Annotated in this window: 11 protein-coding genes, 1 tRNA gene and 2 pseudogenes; 6 read left to right on the forward strand and 8 right to left on the reverse strand. The window is 56.5% G+C overall.

The genetic code is table 11. From position 1 onward, the window contains the following. A pseudogene (locus ACHZBF_RS03640) lies at positions 1 to 314 on the forward strand (hypothetical protein); the annotation flags it as partial. On the opposite strand, the gene ACHZBF_RS03645 reads toward ACHZBF_RS03640, so the two are convergent. The 5 genes and pseudogenes from ACHZBF_RS03645 to ACHZBF_RS03665 all read right to left on the reverse strand — a co-directional run bounded on the left by ACHZBF_RS03645 (position 289) and on the right by ACHZBF_RS03665 (position 4604). After that, a complete protein-coding gene (locus ACHZBF_RS03645) occupies positions 289 to 759 on the reverse strand; it encodes a hypothetical protein (RefSeq protein WP_321527709.1) in 471 nt (156 codons plus the stop codon). The pseudogene ACHZBF_RS03640 and the gene ACHZBF_RS03645 sit on opposite strands and share 26 nt — an antisense overlap. Before the next feature lie 229 nt (positions 760 to 988). Next, positions 989 to 2288: pseudogene (locus ACHZBF_RS03650) on the reverse strand (FCSD flavin-binding domain-containing protein). A gap of 10 nt (positions 2289 to 2298) precedes the next feature. Next, on the reverse strand, positions 2299 to 2883 hold the full coding sequence (locus ACHZBF_RS03655) for a c-type cytochrome (RefSeq protein WP_321527712.1): 585 nt from the start codon (positions 2881 to 2883) through the stop codon (positions 2299 to 2301). 469 nt (positions 2884 to 3352) lie between these two features. Next, positions 3353 to 3631, reverse strand: coding sequence for a ubiquitin family protein (locus tag ACHZBF_RS03660; RefSeq protein ID WP_029133833.1), 279 nt, complete (start codon positions 3629 to 3631; stop codon positions 3353 to 3355). A 4-nt stretch (positions 3632 to 3635) separates the two neighbouring features. Then, a complete protein-coding gene (locus tag ACHZBF_RS03665; protein ID WP_335342946.1) occupies positions 3636 to 4604 on the reverse strand; it encodes a WD40/YVTN/BNR-like repeat-containing protein in 969 nt (322 codons plus the stop codon). 616 nt (positions 4605 to 5220) lie between these two features. Between ACHZBF_RS03665 and tadA the strand changes: the two genes are divergently transcribed. Then, a complete protein-coding gene (tadA, locus tag ACHZBF_RS03670; RefSeq protein WP_273441092.1) occupies positions 5221 to 5709 on the forward strand; it encodes a tRNA adenosine(34) deaminase TadA in 489 nt (162 codons plus the stop codon). Between the two features lie 121 nt (positions 5710 to 5830). On the opposite strand, the gene mltF is transcribed toward tadA, so the two are convergent. Further along, the gene (mltF, locus tag ACHZBF_RS03675) at positions 5831 to 7219 is read right to left on the reverse strand and encodes a membrane-bound lytic murein transglycosylase MltF (protein WP_037375403.1); all 1389 of its coding nucleotides are present in this window, start codon (positions 7217 to 7219) and stop codon (positions 5831 to 5833) included. A gap of 579 nt (positions 7220 to 7798) precedes the next feature. Here mltF and ACHZBF_RS03680 point away from each other — a divergent pair. Next, a tRNA-Ser gene (locus ACHZBF_RS03680) sits at positions 7799 to 7887 on the forward strand. Positions 7888 to 8083: 196 nt separating this feature from the next. Here the strand turns inward: ACHZBF_RS03680 and ACHZBF_RS03685 are convergent. Both ACHZBF_RS03685 and ACHZBF_RS03690 read right to left on the reverse strand, forming a co-directional pair. Beyond that, complete coding sequence (locus ACHZBF_RS03685; RefSeq protein ID WP_321527714.1) at positions 8084 to 10588, reverse strand: bifunctional diguanylate cyclase/phosphodiesterase; 2505 nt, start codon at positions 10586 to 10588, stop codon at positions 8084 to 8086. 17 nt (positions 10589 to 10605) lie between these two features. Continuing rightward, positions 10606 to 11679 carry a polyamine ABC transporter substrate-binding protein gene (locus tag ACHZBF_RS03690; RefSeq protein WP_321527715.1) on the reverse strand — a complete coding sequence of 358 codons (1074 nt, stop codon included), beginning with the start codon at positions 11677 to 11679 and terminating at the stop codon, positions 10606 to 10608. Positions 11680 to 12378: 699 nt separating this feature from the next. Here ACHZBF_RS03690 and ACHZBF_RS03695 point away from each other — a divergent pair. From ACHZBF_RS03695 to ACHZBF_RS03705, 3 genes are read left to right on the forward strand one after another with little or no spacing between them, the layout of a single operon-like run. Beyond that, the gene (locus ACHZBF_RS03695) at positions 12379 to 13821 is read left to right on the forward strand and encodes a Wadjet anti-phage system protein JetA family protein (protein WP_321527716.1); all 1443 of its coding nucleotides are present in this window, start codon (positions 12379 to 12381) and stop codon (positions 13819 to 13821) included. Further along, positions 13811 to 14476 carry a DUF4194 domain-containing protein gene (locus ACHZBF_RS03700; RefSeq protein WP_321527717.1) on the forward strand — a complete coding sequence of 222 codons (666 nt, stop codon included), beginning with the start codon at positions 13811 to 13813 and terminating at the stop codon, positions 14474 to 14476. The genes ACHZBF_RS03695 and ACHZBF_RS03700 overlap by 11 nt, the downstream gene beginning before the upstream one ends. Beyond that, complete coding sequence (locus ACHZBF_RS03705; RefSeq protein WP_321527718.1) at positions 14466 to 18107, forward strand: ATP-binding protein; 3642 nt, start codon at positions 14466 to 14468, stop codon at positions 18105 to 18107. The genes ACHZBF_RS03700 and ACHZBF_RS03705 overlap by 11 nt, the downstream gene beginning before the upstream one ends. Positions 18108 to 18129: the final 22 nt, after the last annotated feature.

The raw sequence follows: 18129 nt of genomic DNA on the forward strand, positions 1-18129 counted from the left end.
TGACCCAGTGTCGGCCCTGGGCTCCTGTTGAACATCTGATCATGCACAGTGCAAATGGCCACTCTGAACAAGAGGTCAGGAGTCTTATCGACGAGGGAAAGCGGTTGTTATCGGTTATGCCCGGTGTGCGTAGTGTCTTTACCGGCGAATCGATCAATGAGGCGGGTGCGCGACGTTTCTGCTGGCAGGTGCGCTTGACAGATCCGCGTGTGCTGGATGGCCATGGCGACTATCCCGGATTTGCGCGCTTTCTAAAGAACCGCTTCCAGGGCAGCATCAATGATGCCGTTACGGTTGATTATCAGGTGATCTGAGCGGCAGGATAGCGATTTTACTGTCGGCGCGAATAGTGTCACGAAAACGGTTGTCCATCAGTTGCATCGCCTGGAAAAATTCTCCGCGCAAACGACGGTGAATGTCACTCATATCGCTGCGATAAAAGTTGATCCGGCAATCCATGTGCTGATCCAGCCCTTCACGATTTGATGGGCTGAGTATTGGGTGCCAGGAGACCGTAATCAATCGCCCACCCTCTGAATCCTGTACGGCATAAGCCATGCTGTCGACAAACCAGAAGGCGTTCTGCTCAATGATCGCCAGGTATTGCATGGAGCGAATGGGGACGAACAGATGATTGGACTGGCAACGATTGAATAATATGTGTGCCAGGTTATAGGTTTGCGACGGCAGCCTCTCCTGCTGGCAGGAGAACTGATCGGGGATAAAGAATGACTCGGTGCTGTTGGCGCTCATATCCATGCCGTCTGCCGGTTGTCCTGCAATAGCGAATCCGCCTCTCGATGACCATATCACTCATTGTTTAACCGGTTCAAACGCAGTGATTGTAATGGTATGTCGAGCGATGCCTGTGGTGTAGTCGAAAGTAGAGTCGCTGAATAGAGGGTCATAAAAAACGGGGCCCGGAGGCCCCGTAAAACGTATCATGGCAATTGGCAGGCGGGGCGGGCGCCCCGCCCGGTCTCTCTCTTTATCCGAAGATGTCGTTGGTGATATTGGCAAACCAGCCGTGGGCGTAGTGTGCTTCCCGGGCCAACATTTCGGGAGTGGCATCACTTGGTGTCAGCCCCCCGGCCCCCTTCACCCCGACGATCGCGTTCTTCTCCTCGTCCAGTGCGTAGACCCACGCTCACCGAAATACCGTACTCCTCACCCACCACGCTGTAGCAGGTGTTCATGTAGGAGGGCGTACCCGGCTCGCGATCGTTCAGCATATCCGCCACCGCCATGGCGCAGACCTTGGCCTGCACGTTGGCGCTGTAGCCCGACTTGGGCATGCCGGCCGCGATCGAGGCGTCACCCAGCACATGGATGTTGGCGTGGATCAGCGACTCGAAGGTCTTCTTGTTCACCGGGCACCAGTCGCCCTTGGTGAGACCTGCGGCAAAGGCGAGCTTGCCGGCCTTCTGCGGCGGAATGATGTTGATCACGTCGGCTTTGAAGGTCTCCACCGGGCCCTGCACCGTCATGCTCCCAGGATCGACGCTCTCGATCTTGCCACCGCCGGCGGCCGACACCCACTCGATCATGGAGTTGTCGGTGTCGTAACCGTAGAGCCGCTTCCAGCCCTGTGTGAACAGGCCCTGTTTGGAGAACTTGTCCTTGGCGTCCAGGATCAGCACCTTGGAACGGGGCTTGTGTTGCTTCAGGTAGTGGGCAATCTGGCTGGCTCGCTCGTAGGGCCCGGGCGGGCAGCGGAACGGGTTACCCGGCGCGGCGATAATCACGGTACCGCCGTTGGGCATCGCTTCCAGCTGGCGCCTCAGGATCGCGGTCTGCGGACCGGCCTTCCATGCGTGCGGAATGCGTTCGGCCACATCGGCGCTGTAACCCTCGATCGCCTCCCACTTGAAGTCGACACCCGGGGATACGATACAGCGATCATAGGGCAGGCTAAGTCCACCCTGGGTCATCACCTTGCGTGCCTTGGGATCAATGCCGGTGACCATGTCATGTACCACGTTCACGCCGTGGCCACGCAGTCCGTCGTAACCGAACTGGATGGAGTCCAGAGTCCGCTCGCCGGAGAGTACCTCGTTGCTCATGAAGCAGGTGTGATAGTGCTTGTTGGCCTCGACCAGGGTCACCTGGATGGATGGATCCATCATCCGGAGCTGCTTGGCGGCGGTTGCGCCACCCGGGCCACCGCCGATCACCACCACCTTGGCGCCTCCGCCACGGGTGGCGGATCCGGTACAACCGGCCAGGGTACCCAGCGCCGCGGCTGCGGCGGACAACTTGATAAATTCTCTTCTGTTGATTTTGTTCATGCCACCCCCCTTATTGCTGGCTGCCATAGTAGTTGAGTACAGCCTCGATAGAGCTCGGACCGTGCTGATCGAGCATCTTCTTTACCTGCGTCCTCATCTTCTTTGGCACCTCGCGGTGACCGGCCTTGAAATCCTCCATGCTGTACTTCAGGTAGAGCGTGGACTGGCCCGCCAGCAGGGCGCTGGCCTCGGTATTGGTACCGCCGTCCTCGTGGCACTTCTCGCAGTAGTCGTTGTGCAACTTGACGCCCTGCTGCGCCTTGGCGGCGGAGAAAGGCTGGTTCATGGGAACCGGTTTCTGTGCTGCGAAGTAGTTCGCCATGGCGGTGATCTGTTCGTCACTGTAGCCCTTGGCTACCCGATCCATCACCGTGGCCTTGCGCTCACCGCTCTTGAAGGTCTGCATGGTTTCAACGAAATACTCCGGATCGGCGCCTGCGATCGTGGGAATCACGGCAACGCTGGAACCCATGGTGCCGTGGCACGCGGCACAAGTCTGTGAAAGCATCTGGGGACTCGGATCGGCCTGGACAGCCAGTGAGCCAACCATCAATCCTCCCGCCAACGCAACCCGTAACGTTTTTTTCAACGTCATCTATTGCTCCTCCATTTCTCTGTTTCTTATAGGAAATCTGCCTTGTGGCAGAGGCCAAGTATGACCCCTGAAAAATAAACATGCAATTTGCAGGGATTATTTTTCCATCTTTCGGGTGCGCGGGGTGTGTGAAATGCCGCACTCCGGGATTATTAATCGTTAATTTCCGTGGTTTAATCTGGAAAAGTCGGCTCTGGGGCTGGCGCTTTGAGCGGATCAGCGCTAAAGGTTCCGGATTTGCAAGGGGATAACTACTTTGGCACCACCTGGCGTTGCCCGGTTGGCGCAGAAGGTCCTGATGTCTGGAATTGACCAGTGTGATCCAGTCCTTAATGCACAAGGTTAGTGCGGAATAGTCGGATTGTGGCGCATACACCGTGATCGTGTTGTGTGGAAAGATGGCGGCCGCTGCATCCGCCTTGGCCTTGGCTGCTGCCGCATCCTCGGCAGCTCAACGGTGTTTGACTGTCTAACCTCCGCTCAATGCCTGAAATATATACACAGTCCCATCATTCGGGACAAAATCCGAGAGTCTCTTTTTATCAATCACTATGTGGTCATTGATACAGAGATTGACATGCTGACGTAATGCACCATGTTCGTCGAGAATGTAGTCGGTGAATCCAGGCGTCATGGTGTCAACGGCGCGCAAAACCTCGGCGACAGAGCCAGCCGGCACGGTGATGGTCTGGTCCTCAAGTTCCGGAAAGAACCGGTAAAGATGGTGAGTCATTTTAACTGTCGGCATGGCGTCAACCGAATCGCACAGAATAGATCGGCGGCAGGTTGTTACCCAGGCAGCGCCAGGTTTCACCACGGTCTTCCGACAGGTAGACGTTGCCGGTCGTACTGCCAAAACAGAGACAGTCGCCGGCCACATCGAGGGCGTGTCTCAAGACGATGTCGTAAGCGTTCTGTTGCGGCAGGCCATTACGAAACGATTGCCAGGAACGTCCGCCATCCGTGGTTCGCGAGACACTGAGACCCCCGCCAATGGCCATGCGCTCTGAATCCCCACGTGCGGGTACCACCCATGCCGTGCGTCCGTCATGTTCATCCACCGCAATCGGGAAGCCAAAATGCACGCCGGCATCCGGCAGACTGACTTTTCTCCAGGTTCGCGCCCCATCGTCACTGAAAAATACACCACAGTGATTTTGCTGCCAGAGATGATCCGGCTGGTCGGGGCAGCCGGTCACAAAATGGGGGTCGTGGCCCCACTCGGCTTCAGGATTCGGTAAATAGTCCATCAGCATGCCCTTGTTGCGACCTGCCCAGGTCTGGCCGCCATCGCCGGTCTCAATGACACCGGCTGTTGAGGCTGCTACATGGATATGCGCGGGGTCGCGCGGGTCAACGATGATGGAATGAATGCCAGGTTCGAAAACACCGTAGTCAACGCTGGCCGGTGTACCTTGCCAGCGATTCTCGCTGGTGGCGTCTCCATTAAACAGGTCACCGCCGCGACTTTCGTGGTTCCAGAGGGGGCGGTTGAGCTCCCAGTTCATACCACCATCATTGCTGATGAACAGACCACCTGGAATCGTGCCGGCATACAGCCTGCCAGGCTGGTCCGTACTGCCAAATGCGATATTCCAGATCTTGAACACAGTGGCGTCCCGGTATTCCGGTTGCCCCTCGGGTGATGTCGGATCAAAATCCGGTGTAGGCAGATACTTGACGATGTAGCGGGCGCCCTCCGGGTACTTTATTGGCGGCATATCTTCCCAGGTTGCACCGCCGTCCTGCGAACGCGACAGCTTGGGCCCCCAGTGACCATGATCCAGGGACGCCCATAACGTACCATCCCGGGGATCACACGCGGCGTAACAAACCGGGACTCCCTGGTGCGAGATCGGTCGAGGCTGCCAAGTGGAATTGGTGCGGTCAAACAAGACAGTACCTTTGCGAGTACCGAGTAGAATGATATTTGCCATGGCTTGACCTTATATGAAGACCGGAACCCATGTTCTGACACAACCAATAATAGTTTATAAAACATGGCACCAGATATTTTTTTCCATCCCGTCCTGGAATCATCGAACTGGATACTGGATTCTCTACGGATCTTGAGGAGCGTCCGGGCGCGCTGTTTTACATTATCCTGCATGGTATTTCCTGGTCTGTGATAGTCTTTCAGCCCAAGACGAGGGGAATAGGGGAGTGTCCAGAGTGCGGCCCTTCTTCTCGGCCAGGCAGATTTTCAAACCAGCTGTTTCGGCCACCCAATCAAAGATTAGAAAACTGGTTTTGAAATTTGTTTGGAATGGGATTTGCTTTTTACGCCTAAATTAAGCAATTGTATTCAAGGTATTAAATTGGCTTGTTAACGATCCGATGGGAATAATTGAACATACCGCCCCAGTACCAGTGGAAGCTGCCGACAGCGCCTTCATGCGACAGGCCCTTGCCCTGGCGGGCCGTGCCGAGGCCGAGGGTGAGGTGCCGGTGGGCGCGGTACTGGTACTGGATGGCGAGGTCATCGGCGAGGGCTGGAACCGGCCGATTATAGGTCACGATCCCACAGCTCATGCCGAGATTATGGCACTGCGCGATGCCGGGCAGCGGATGAAGAACTATCGTCTGCCCGGCACCACGCTCTATGTCACCCTGGAGCCCTGTCCCATGTGTGCCGGCGCCATCGTCCACGCCCGGGTCAGCCGGGTGGTATTCGGTACCACCGATCCCAAAGGTGGTGCGGCCGGCAGTGTGTTCCGTCTGCTGCCTTCAGACCAGCGCTTCAATCATTATGTAGCAGCCGAGGGCGGTGTGCTGGCGGAAGATTGTGCCGAGCAGTTGCGCGCTTTCTTCCGCTCCCGGCGTTGAATTAGCGCAGCATCGGGGGTATGGCGGGCCGCTTGGGATCAAGGCTTCCTGGCGGCGAATAGTGCCACCATTCCCACGTGCTGCCTTTAGGTCCGGCCTGCGGTGTTGAACAGCAGCAGTCTCACAATATCGCCGGTACCGTGGTGATCACTGCCTGAATGGTCTGTTTCTTCTGCTTGCGGTTGTGCCACACCAGCAGGTCGTAATAGCTGCGGATATTGTCCACGTAATGAACCGGCTCCTTGCCCCGGGCAAAGCCGTGTCTAACGGTTTTATAGTATTTCTTTTGGGTTAATAGCGGCAGGTGCTGTTTCACGTCCGACCACTTGTCCGGGTCACCCCCGTTGCGCTGGGTCAGGATGCGGGCATCCTCCAGGTGACCGAATCCCACATTGTAGCCAGCCAGGGCCATCCAGGTGCGGTCCGGCTCCTGAATGCGCTCGGGGAGCTTCTTCTCCACCCGGCGCAGATAACGTGCGCCGCCGCTGATGCTCTGGGCAGTGTCGGTGCGATCCTCCACGCCCATCTGTTTTGCCGTGGCAGAGGTCAGCATCATGATTCCTTTCACTCCGGTGGGGGAGACCGCCTTGGGATTCCAGTGTGACTCCTGATAGCCGATGGCGGCCAGCAGTTGCCAGTCCATGTCGTTCTGTTCGGCGGCCTGCTTGAATAGTGGAATCAGCGGTGGCAGGCGCTGTGCCATATGTCGGGCAAAGGTGCGATTGTCGACAAATCCCAATTTCTCCACATAGCCGTAATAGCGTTCCAGCAACTGTTCCAGGGAGCCGTCTTCCTTGATGCGCCTGATGAAGGCCTTGGCGGCTTTGTAGAGACTGTTGTCCTCTGCATGGGGAAAGGCCCAGGCCACCGGCATCTCTTCGCCCAGTTCGAAGGCGACCTGCAGTTCGGGATGAAAGCGGCGGCTCAGAGCCACTTCATTGGAATTGGCAATGGTGTAATCGATCAGTCCCTCATAGACCAGGTTCAGCAGTTCGGTGCTTTCCACTGCGCGTTGCGCGGTCCAGTTCAGGTCCGGGTGTTCAGTTGCCAACCCCTTGAGTTTCTCTTCATGGCTGCTGCCAGCCATCACTTCCAGCACGCCGTCAATTGTATCGGTGATATTTTTCGGTCGTTGATTTCCGGCTTTATAGACCAACTGGGAGGTGACTGTTTGATACTCCGGAGTAAACCTGACCGCCAGCTCCCGGTTATTGGTGACCGTCAGGCCGGCGGCAGCGAAATGGGCTTCACCGCGCACCACTGCTGGCAGGATCTCGTCAAAGCTGTTGGGAATCACATACTTGACCTGGACTCCCAGTTCCCCCGCGAATTGTTCAACCAGCTCATACTCCAGACCGCGGGTCTTCTCCTTGTCCTGAATATAGGTGGCCGGGTTGTTGCGGGTGATCACGATCAGCTGGCCCTCCTCCTTGATGCGTTCGATCAGAGGCTTGGGTATGCTGCAGCTGGAGAGCAGCAGGCTCAGTGTCAGGATCCAGAGAGTGCGCATGCCTTGCAGGATACCTTTTAACGCCTTTGCGAGGTTAACGACCGGTTCAATTAGTGTACAATCGAGCGTCTATTCTAGAGCAGCTTAACGGTATCGCGAAATCGCGGCTATCAGATTGTTTTGGCTTGGCTTTATTGTTTGTCATGGGATGCCGGTTTGGTGATAATAGGCGCCCGCTGCTGTCAGGGGCTGAAGAGTTGGATAGAATAGCAGCCCGAAGGGCGAAGGGCAGGAAGCCCGGAGTCATGGGCTTGACTCGACGGTGCGAAGCGCCGTTGTTAAGCCGCACAGAATTGGAGAGGTGCCAGAGTGGCCGCAAAAATCGCCGGGAGCGATTTTAACGCCCGCAGGGCGACCCGAAGGGCGAAGGGCAGGAAGCCCGGAGTCATGGGCTTGACTCGACGGTGCGAAGCGCCGTTGTTAAGCCGCACAGAATTGGAGAGGTGCCAGAGTGGCCGCAAAAATCGCCGGGAGCGATTTTAACGCCCGCAGGGCGACCCGAAGGGCGAAGGGCAGGAAGCCCGGAGTCATGGGCTTGACTCGACGGTGCGAAGCGCCGTTGTTAAGCCGCACAGAATTGGAGAGGTGCCAGAGTGGCCGAATGGGCTTGACTCGAAATCAAGTGACCCTTCTGGGGTCCGTGGGTTCGACTCCCACCCTCTCCGCCAATTATTTTTATAAAACATATAGTTAGCGTTACTTTTTTATTCGGCCGACTTCTGGATCAACAAAACAGGGCGATCCGCAGTTAATCGCGATCAGTAGAGACTGACCTCCAGATATGGCAGTGGACGATACCCTGCTGATCCTTGTTATCCCTACATCCCACAATCCGATCGCTCTGCAAGTCATATCGGGCCGATCTCAGATGGTTTCTGCTTCACTTGCTGACACCGGAGGCAGCGGCAAATATTCTTCGCTCAGTTGTAGCCCATTTCGCAGCACAGTTTCCACCCCACTCGCCGGTAGAGGTTTACTGAACAGGAAGCCCTGAATAGCATCACAATTTCGCTCCCGCAGGAAGTTCAATTGTAGTTTGTGTTCAACACCTTCCGCCGTCACTCGAAGACCCAAATTACGGGTCATGGCGATGATAGCGGCAACGATTGCGGCATCGTCCGGATTGGTATGGACATCACATACAAAAGATCGGTCAATCTTCAGGTGGTCGATAGGTAGGCGTTTTAGATGACTCAGCGAGGAGTAACCGGTACCGAAATCATCGAGCGCGATACCTATACCTAGCTCTTTCAGCTCGGTCAGTGTCTCGCCAGCCTGTTCGTGGGCCTCCAGTAGGCTGGTCTCTGTAAGTTCCAGTTCCAGGTAGTGGGGAGCAAGACCTGAATCTCGCAATGAGTCAGCCACCAAAGCTTGCAGGTTCTGGTGTCTGAACTGCACCCCGGAGACATTTACGGATACTGTTACCGGTTTCAATCCGGCCTGTTGCCATACGTAGTTTTGCCGGCAGGCATTGCGTAGTACCCACTCGCCGATCGGAACAATAAGCCTGCACTCCTCAGCTATAGGTATAAAGGTAGTTGGTGGGATAAGACCTTGCTCCGGGTCCTCCCAACGTAGCAAAGCCTCCAGTCCCACAACCTCTCCGCTTACCAGATCCACTTGGGGTTGGTAATGAAGGCTTAACTCATCACGCTCCAGGGCATGCCGAAGCTTGGTTTCCAGAGCCATACGCTCCATGGAGAGCTTATTCATGGTAGCGGAATAGAATTGATAGTTGTTCTTACCTTCGCGCTTGGCATGATACATAGCGATGTCGGCATTTTTGTGGAGTGTTTGCGTATCCGTTCCATCATCTGGATAGAGGGTGATACCTATGCTTGAGCCGATTTTAACTTCATGACTGCCTAGCGTGATCGGATCAGTTAATGCCTTTAGCAGGCGTGTGGCAACAGTCGCAGGCTCATGGCTTTGAGCCACTTTGGTGAGCAGGATAGTAAACTCATCGCCCCCCAAGCGGGCCACCATGTCCGTGGGTTCAGGTCTGACCAGGGCCAGACAATCCTCCCTGCGCAAAACGGTTATTAGACGCCGGGATATTTCCCTAAGAAGTTCATCTCCGGCTTGATGTCCAAGCGTGTCGTTGACACGTTTGAAATCGTCCAGGTCAATATACATCAGTGCGGACCTGTACCGGTGACGCTTCGCCTCCGCCAGCACCAGTTGATGCATTTCATTGAACATAAGCCGATTGGGTAGGCCGGTTAGGGTATCGTGGTAGGCCAGATACTGGGTTTGCTCTTGTGAGTTCTGCAGGTTCTGACCCATTATCTGCATTGATTTTGCCAGCGTGCCGATTTCATCGTGACTCTCTACGGTAACCTGAGTCAGCAGGTTACCCTGGCCCATTTCATCGGCTGCTGCACCCAGCTTTAGGATCGGTTTCAACACCAGTGAATTGAGCGCAGTGTATATCAGCAGCAGGGTCAAGAGCGTGGCGCCCAGGACAATGATCGCGACTATCCTGCCCAATCGTCTACTGGAGGCCAGTAGCTCATCCTCTGGTAGGATAGCAAATAGATACAGGTTGGAATGAAGCTGTCGGCCGTGTGCATACACATCGTTGTCATCAAGGTGTACAAGCGATGGACTTTTGAGCTCCGTGAGCTGCTGCATATGATCAAACTGCGTTGTGGCCAGGTTGCGACCAATCCAGGCCGCATTGGGATGAAACAGCACTTTTCCGTTTCTGTCAGTGACAAGTAGGTAACCGTGTTCGCCGATTTGTACGGTGGCGATTTGTTGCTCCAGAAAATCTAACGTAGCGGTTATCACCAAGTAGCCCCTCAGGGACAGGGGAGTCGCAACTGGATCGAGCGAGCGGTTCATAAACATGAGAGGTTTGCTGATCAATAAGGCGATTTCCTGATTATCCGGATTGTTTATTAGTTTGGTCAGTATTGCGGTTTCAGATCGCTGTATTTCATAAAAGTATCCACTCTCTGATTCTTCTTCCGTGGTATTAGGGATATCACCCAGGACACTGCGGGTATCCTCATAGCCATCCGGTAGCAGAATGCGGATTTCATAATATTCAGGATAAGTCTGCTGATAACTGCTCAAGAGCCGTAGTACGCTGCTCTGCATCAGTGTCAGGCGTTCCGCCTCATCTTCTGTGGTGATGTATTTCTCCAGTAGAGGGGAACGGGAAAACAAGTCAATATTAGCGCGAGCGGTTCGCAGGTGGGAATCCACATTTGTTTCCACCTGGTCGATAAGCACTTCCATCTGTCCCAGGCTGCGCTGAATGGTGGTGCTACTTAGCTGTACATAAGCGGCCCAACCCAGCATGAGTAGCGGAATGACTACCAGCGGGAATATCAGAATCAGGATCTTGGCCCGGAGTTTCATGGTAATGCCGGATAGTTTCACCGTATCACGCGTGAAAACACCGTATTCCGTTTCTTTATGTTCCGAGCGGGTAACTCCTGGTAGAACTCGGAACGCTCCAGGACCGCCCGGTCGGGGTAGATTACCGGATTAGCTAAAAAATCCGCCGGTAGAAGTGGCTCGGCCGCCAGGTTGGGTGTGGCGTAATAGACGTACATCGCCATCCGGGCGGCAATTTTCGGGTCGTTGATGAAATCTATATAGGCCATGGCCAGTTCTTTCTGGTTAGAGGACTGCATCAGCACCCAATAATCCACCCACAGATTGCTGCCCTCTTCGGGTACCACGTAGGCAATGTTTTCATTGTGCTCCTGCACCATGAGGGCATCACCACTGTATATCATGCTGGCCACGACCTCACCGGTAACCAGCGCAGACTTTTTGCTGAGAGATATGTAGGAGTAGGACATGACATGCGGCTTCTGCTCCAGAAGCAGGGCCTCAGCCTCGTTCAGTGCCTGGTTGTCAATGCTGTTGGTGGAGTATCCCAGCGCCTGTAAAGCAGCACCGATGACATCCCTGGATGACTTAACCATGACAATGCTTCCCTGTAGTTTTTTTTCAGGCCTGAAGAAATCCATCCAGGATCGAAGCGGTTTGTCCACCAGATCACGACGGTAGGCGATACCCAGGGTACCCCAGAAGAATGGAGCTCCCATCCCCTCCGCAGCCGGAAAGGCTTCTATCCAGCGCCTGTCGATATGACGCATGTTGGGAATTTTTTCCTCTTCCAGTGGGGCAAGCCAACCCCGTTTTCGGTAGGCGTTCAGATTGATGCCATTTACCAGTACGAGGTCATAACCAATACCGTCGGCTTCCAGCAGCATATCCGTACGGGTTTCATCGGATTCAAAATAGGTGAATTTGACTGTTGCGTTATATTTGGCCTCAAACTCTTTAACAATCTCTGGATCCATGTATTCGGACCAGTTGAGAATGCGCAGCTCATTGGTACCGGCAGCATGGGACATGCTGTAGAGGAAGGGCAGGATCAAACTTGCGAGTAAGGGTAGTAGGCGTCCAGAAAAACGAATAATAAAAAGTTTCGACATTTGCTCCTCCTTAATTCCCTTTTTTGTTATAACCGCTATTCTGTAGGTCGCCTGACGGGGTGTGGGCACCATAATGGCATTTTCATTTATCTAATTAGCGTCAATTTATGATTTAACTTGAATGCAATGCTTAATTCATGTATTGCCCCCAATACAAGATATTTGTTCGTGTCTGTGGATCAAATTTAACCGGGCCGCCCTCTATATAATCGCTAGTTCGTACCATCGTTTTTCTCCCTGGTTACGGGGTCCGTTAAAAGCAGGGGGGGCTGCACTCAATGACGATGAGTACAAGTTAACTCAATCCAATGGTGGTGTAATCGGCATGGGGTGTGCTGGGCTTGATTGGGGGGCGTTGCGATTGTCGGCATATGGTGGTGATTATGCGATCATGGCAGCGCATCTGGCGCATGAGTTGCCTTGTGGCGGCTTTCTGCATTGTAATATCCCGGTCAGCCCAAAACAGAAACCCATGACGATCTAGTAATGAGAAATCACCAGGTAGTAAAGTTGTTGAATGCACTTGAAGCGACCACGTCTCATCCCTTCGGAGTGCCGGAGCGTGAGCTGCCGGACTCAACGGTACGTGATGCGACCGCTCATATTCGCCATGACAATCGCGTGGCGCATCCCGCGATTCCTCGGCGACAGATCATTGCCCCGCGAAGCTCATTGATCCTCTCTAAAAGGACCCACTAAGTGTTCTTTACGGAAGACCGGGAACACTTTTTTCGACCGCTAAACGGAAAATACCGGGGTCAGGTGCTGGACTGCCTCAGCACCTTCTACGCCCGTCTTTACGGTTCGCTGGCCGACTACAGCCGCAGTTTTAATCGCGAGCAGGTGATCGAAATCCTGGAGGAGGCGATCGCCCGCAGCCCGGTGCTGGATGAGGATGAGGCCGAAGTCTACCAGACGCCGGTCCGCTCCCAGCGCGAACAGGCCAACTGGATACTCAATCAGCTGCTGGAGTATGGCTGGCTGGAACGCCAGATGGACGAGGCGACCATGCAGAGCACCTACGCCTTTACCCGTCATGGCCGCCTGTTCACACAGCCGATGGTGGAGGCGGCCGGTGGCCGCTTCCGTACCCGCCACCGCAATACCCGCAACACCCGCAATGCATTGCAGTCGTTTCTCGACAAGGGCGAGGTGTACGATCTGCTGGATGCCTTCGAGTATTCGGAGCGGATTATCTCTGATTTTTCCGATGTGATTGCCGAGCTGGATGAGCGCAAGCGTCAGCTGGTCAGAGAGGTCGAGGCGCAACAGGTGGTGCAGCGCGCCTCGGATGAGTTTTTCGACTTCATGGAGAAGCGCTTCATGCCGGATCTGTCGATTCGGCTGTCAGCCGATTCGGTAGAGAAATACCGCGATGAGATCAGCGAGCTGATCGGCAAGGCACGGCGCAAGCGTCGGGAGTTCAAGGCCCAGGCGGAGCGGGAGCTGCGCCGGGCAGCGCCGGAGCTGATCGAGCATGTCGGTCGTTCGGTCTACCTGCTGATTCTGGATGGCATCGAGACCCGTATGCACAACGCCTCGGCCATCATGCTCCCGGCCCTGCGCCAGGCGCTGAACGGCTTTACCCGCCGCGCCGACATCATCATGCGTCAGCTCAGCTATACCGGAGCGTCCGGTCAGAACCGGCTGTTTGCCCTGTGTGAACAGTTGCGCCAAGCCTCGGAAGCAGAACAGACGAAGGCTCTGTCAGGGGTGGGAAAGGTCCTGTCGGTGATGGATATGGGCTTTGTAGATCCCGACAGTATCCGGCTGCACCAGGGGCGGCGACTCCGGCTGGTGAATACAGCGGTTGAAGAGGAACCCGGCGACGACCGGGCTTCGCGTAAGGCGCTGTTTGTCCAGACAGCGGTGGACCTGGCATTCACCTTTAACAGCCAGGGGCAGCGTGACTACCTGGTTCAGGCCCTGTGTGAAGGGCACCGGATCAAGAGCCAGCAGTTGCCGGTGCGGGATGCCCGTGAACTGCTGATGAGTGCCCACGCAATCGAAGTTGGCGCACTGGGGGATGGCGAGTTTGCCTTTCGCGTAACGCCTACCGATAACCGGGTCGGCAGTGAATATTTTCACGTCTGTGACGAATTTACCATTGAACTGATTGAACGAGAGATACATGCTGAGTAAAGCACTGAGTGAGGCGCTGGAAACGACGGGGGTGACGTTGCAGGAGTTCCGCGAACTGCTCCTGCGGTTGCTCAATTATGGGGTGCTGTGCCGCGCTGAGAGTCAGATCGAGCAGCAGCTCTACGACCGCTATCTGCGGATTGAATCCCTGGTTGGGGAGTATCTTGATGTAATAGGTGTCAGCCTGTTTCATGACCGACGTTTTGCCTACCTGCGGCTCTATCCACCAGGTGCCAGTGTGCCGGGCATGGAGGATGCGCCGGAAGGTGCCTTCGCCGGTGGGTTGCGTGCGCGGTTGCGTCAGGATGAGGTGGCGTTGCTGCTGGTGTTGCGCCTGCAGTATGACAAGGCGTTGCGGGAGGGCCAGCTGGATGAGCACGGCTATGTGTTGGAGTCGGTGGAATCATTAGCGATCGCCATGCGTAATCTGCTTGGTCGCTCACTGCCGGACAAGATCGTGGAACGCAAACGGGTGTTCAACCGGCTGCGCCAGTTGCGGCTGATCGAGTACCGCCAGGATGAGGAGATGGAGAGCGGCGAGGCGTGGATGCGGATTCATCCCATGATTGTCACCTTCGTCACTGATGAGGCGCTCTTGGCCCTGGAACAGGGGCTACCACAAACCGACCCGGTCGAGGCAGAAGATGTTTCTTAAGCAGTTTGTCTATATCAACTGGGGCAATATCCCCAATCTTGAATTTGACTTCGGCCCGGTCAATCTCTTTTCCGGCGGCAACGGCTCCGGCAAGACCACGGCGGCGGACGCCATCCAGACGGTGATGACGGCGGCCCATGAGAACCTGTTCCAGTACAATCCGGGCCAGGACGAGACCACCCAGCGTGGGCGAGGCGGCAAGCGGGTGCGGACCCTGGCCTCCTATGTACTGGGTTGTGATGATGGCAGTTATGCCCGGCTTGATCCCACCGATGGTTATCTGGCGGCGGTGTTTCACCCCACCCAGGGCGAGAGCGGCGAACCTTTCACCGCGGTGATCGCAGCGCGGGCCTGGCTCGACACGGTTGGCAGTAATCGGATGGCACGCCAGGATGACGCGCAGTTCTTCATCATCAACGGCGAGCAGCTTGGACTGAACCATTTTGTGCGCCAGGACAGTGCCGGCCGTTATGTGGTGCCATTGCCGGAATTGCCAACCTTGCTGATCAGTGAGTTCGGCAAGCGCCGGGTGGAGAAGTACGAGACCAAGAAAGCCTATCTGCGTCGCCTCTATGGCGCCCTGCGCGGCAAATCGGACGCGGTTACCGAGACCGAGGCGATTGCCGCCGCCCGCGCCTTTTCCCGTTTCATGTCCTACAAGCCGATCAAGGGGATCAACCGTTTTGTGGCGGATGAGATCCTGGAGCAGAAGGACCTCGGTGAGGCGGTGCGTTCGGTCTCCAGTCAGCTCAAGACCATCCACCACATGGAGCGGGATGCGGCCAACCTGCTGACGTCGATGGAGACTCTGCGCCGGGCCGGTGAGCAGGCGCAGCACTATATTGAGCAATGGAGCTCACTGAACCTGCTCGATTACACCCTGGCCCAGGCCGAGTACCAGACCCGTCAGGCCGATTATCTGCGTGGCAAGCAACTGCAGCAGACCCGGAGTCAGATCCAGCGCGAGACGGAACAGGAGATTGCCCAGCTGGAGCGGCAGGCGGAACTGGTGCATGACCAGCGGATCAACCTGGAGGCGCAGCGACAGGGGGTGCAGTCCCTGCGCCAGAAGGATGAGCTGGAGAAGCAGCGCAATCAGCTTGATGCCCGCCTGGTACAGCAGACGCAATCGGTGCTGGCCGAGGACCAGTGGGTGGCCGAGAACATCCAGGCCAGCCAGGAGATTGCCGAGTCACTCGACGATGCCACCCTGCTGGATGGGCAGTCCGGGATCACCAGCCTGGAGGCCCAGGCCCTGGCCCGGGAGGTGAGCGGCACTGCCCGACAGGTGGTGCGGGAGTTACATCATCTGGTGCAGCGGGACTTTTCCGGTGCCATGCCGGCGCTGGTCGCCGAACTGGAGCAGGTACAGTCACTGCAACAGGCACACAACCGCTGGCACAGCTTCTGGCACGGCGGTGAGGCGGATGAACCGCCGAGAGAGCAGCTGGCCGCGCAGCTGCACGGTCACCGCGCACGCTATCAACAATTGACCGAGCAGCGCCGTCAGAAGCAGCTGGAGATTGAACGGCTGAATGCCGATCAGGTCAACTATCCGGCCTACGTGGAGCGGGCACTGAGGGCGATCCGCCAACACTGCCCGGCGGCCGATCCCCGGGTCCTCTGCGACCATGTGGAGGTGAAAGATCCCCGCTGGCAGTCGGCCATCGAGGGTTATCTGGGCGGGGCACGCTTCTCTATCCTGGTGGAGGCGGACTTCGAGGCCGAAGCCATTGGGATCGTCAGGGGACTGTCGGGGCGGGACAACCGGGCGCGGGTCATCCAGGGAGCCAAGGCCGCCAGCGATGCGGCGCGCACGAGCCTTGATCCCCAATCCATCATTCACGTGCTGGCGTTCAGCCACGCCGTGGCCCGTGCCTACCTGACCGCCAGTTTTGGCACGGTGGTGCGCGTGGACTCTGCCGAGGCGCTGCGTATGACTCGCCGGGGTATTACCGAAGAGGGTATAGGGTCTGGCGGTTACAGCATGTGGCGATGCGATCTGCCGGACAGTGATCTGGTGTTTGGCGCGGCCGCGCGTGAGCGGGCATTGCAGGCCAAGCTGCTGGAGCTCTCCGGTGTCGAGGTGGAGTGGCATCAGGCCAATGACCGGCTGCAGCAGATCAGCCGTCTGCTGCAGGCCGTGGACCGGCTGCGTGTGGTCCGCTATGCCGATGACCTGTATGCCATCGTGGAGACCCATCGCGAGATCGGCCAGGTCGATGGGTTGTTGGACCAGCTTGATCTGACCGAGCATCAGGATCTGGAGTCGCGCCTGCAGACACTGAAGGCAGAGCAGTTGGAGCTGGCAACAAAGAAGGGCGGTCTGCATGAAAAACTTGGCGAAATCCGCTCCAGTCTGGAGAGTATCGACAAACAGCTCAAGGCGCTGAGCGATCTGCAGGAACAGAACCGGGAGCGGCTGGACAAATGTGAAGCGGCTCTGCAGGAACTGGCGGCAACCTGGCCTGATTTCGATGTCGAGGCACGGTTGCAGGTGGCAGATGGGGAAGCGCGTGATCTGGATATAACTATTGCCCGTAACTATCGTCATGAACTGGAAAAGGAATTGCAGCTGGCCCAGCGCCGGGCGGAGGATGAGGTCAAGGCGCATAACCAGCACTGCCGTCCGGTCGATACCATCATATATCCCGACTTTACGGGCGAATACGATGCCGCCCTGTTCCGCGCCATCTGTCAACTGCAGCGAGAGCTCGACCGGGTCTATAACATACTGAAAAATAATATCCTGGTGGAGAAGCACCAGCAGCTCAATGAGCTGAAAGGGGCCTTCAACAACGCCTTCGTCACTCATCTCTGTCACACCATCCACCAGGCGCTGAATGACGGCAAACGCCAGATCGAACAGTTGAACCGGGAGCTGCAACACCACCGCTTCGGTGCCGACCGGGAGACCTTCCGTTTCGACAGTGACTGGATACCGGAGTACCGGGACTACGCCCGCTTCTTCCAGGAGGTGGTGAAGAACCCGCTGCTGGGTGATGAAGCAACCCTGTTCGAGGTGGAGTTGTCGGAAAAGTCACGCAAGGTGCTAAACGATCTGATGGCGATGCTGCTGGACGAGGATGAACAGCGGGCGATGCGTGATCTGGAACGGATTGCCGACTACCGCAACTACCGCCGCTACGAGATCTACAAGGAGGTCGAGGGCAAGCCGCCGATCCCCCTGAGCGAGTACGGCACCGGCTCTGGCGGCCAGTTGGAGACCCCTGCCTATATCATCCGCTCCGCCGCCATCACCTCCGCCTTCCGCTTTGCCGAGGGCAGCACCCATCTGCGCATGGTGCTGGTGGACGAGGCGTTCTCAAAAATGGACGAGACCCGCTCGCGGGAGGTGATCGACTACCTGACCGGCAGCCTTGGTTTGCAACTGCTGTTCATCATGCCCACCAGCAAGTGCGGCCCCTATATGGACCTGATCAGCCATGAGTTTGTATTCGCCAAGGTGCCGAGTGAGGCACTGCGGGGAGAGTTGCGGACCCGCGTGCTGGTGGACCGGAAGCAGTGTAACCAGGAGCGTATCAAGACACTCTGGGCCAATCACCGGCGCAATGTCTACCACCAGGCCGAGCTGGATTTCATGCAGGAGTTTGCCGCCACCGAGCAGTGAATTGATGGATGTAGCGGGCATG

Source organism: Sedimenticola selenatireducens (genome assembly GCF_963675335.2).
Classification (GTDB): Bacteria; Pseudomonadota; Gammaproteobacteria; order Chromatiales; family Chromatiaceae; genus Sedimenticola; species Sedimenticola selenatireducens.

What these genes read in the sequence shown, in the direction of transcription:
- ACHZBF_RS03660 (WP_029133833.1), bottom strand. Translation starts at nt 3,631, where the DNA reads ATGCCGACAGTTAAAATGACTCACCATCTTTACCGGTTCTTTCCGGAA.
- ACHZBF_RS03690 (WP_321527715.1), bottom strand. Translation starts at nt 11,679, where the DNA reads ATGTCGAAACTTTTTATTATTCGTTTTTCTGGACGCCTACTACCCTTA.
- ACHZBF_RS03685 (WP_321527714.1), bottom strand. Translation starts at nt 10,588, where the DNA reads ATGAAACTCCGGGCCAAGATCCTGATTCTGATATTCCCGCTGGTAGTC.
- ACHZBF_RS03645 (WP_321527709.1), bottom strand. Translation starts at nt 759, where the DNA reads ATGGATATGAGCGCCAACAGCACCGAGTCATTCTTTATCCCCGATCAG.
- mltF (WP_037375403.1), bottom strand. Translation starts at nt 7,219, where the DNA reads ATGCGCACTCTCTGGATCCTGACACTGAGCCTGCTGCTCTCCAGCTGC.
- ACHZBF_RS03700 (WP_321527717.1), top strand. Translation starts at nt 13,811, where the DNA reads ATGCTGAGTAAAGCACTGAGTGAGGCGCTGGAAACGACGGGGGTGACG.
- ACHZBF_RS03665 (WP_335342946.1), bottom strand. Translation starts at nt 4,604, where the DNA reads ATGCCGCCAATAAAGTACCCGGAGGGCGCCCGCTACATCGTCAAGTAT.
- tadA (WP_273441092.1), top strand. Translation starts at nt 5,221, where the DNA reads ATGGGAATAATTGAACATACCGCCCCAGTACCAGTGGAAGCTGCCGAC.
- ACHZBF_RS03705 (WP_321527718.1), top strand. Translation starts at nt 14,466, where the DNA reads ATGTTTCTTAAGCAGTTTGTCTATATCAACTGGGGCAATATCCCCAAT.
- ACHZBF_RS03655 (WP_321527712.1), bottom strand. Translation starts at nt 2,883, where the DNA reads ATGACGTTGAAAAAAACGTTACGGGTTGCGTTGGCGGGAGGATTGATG.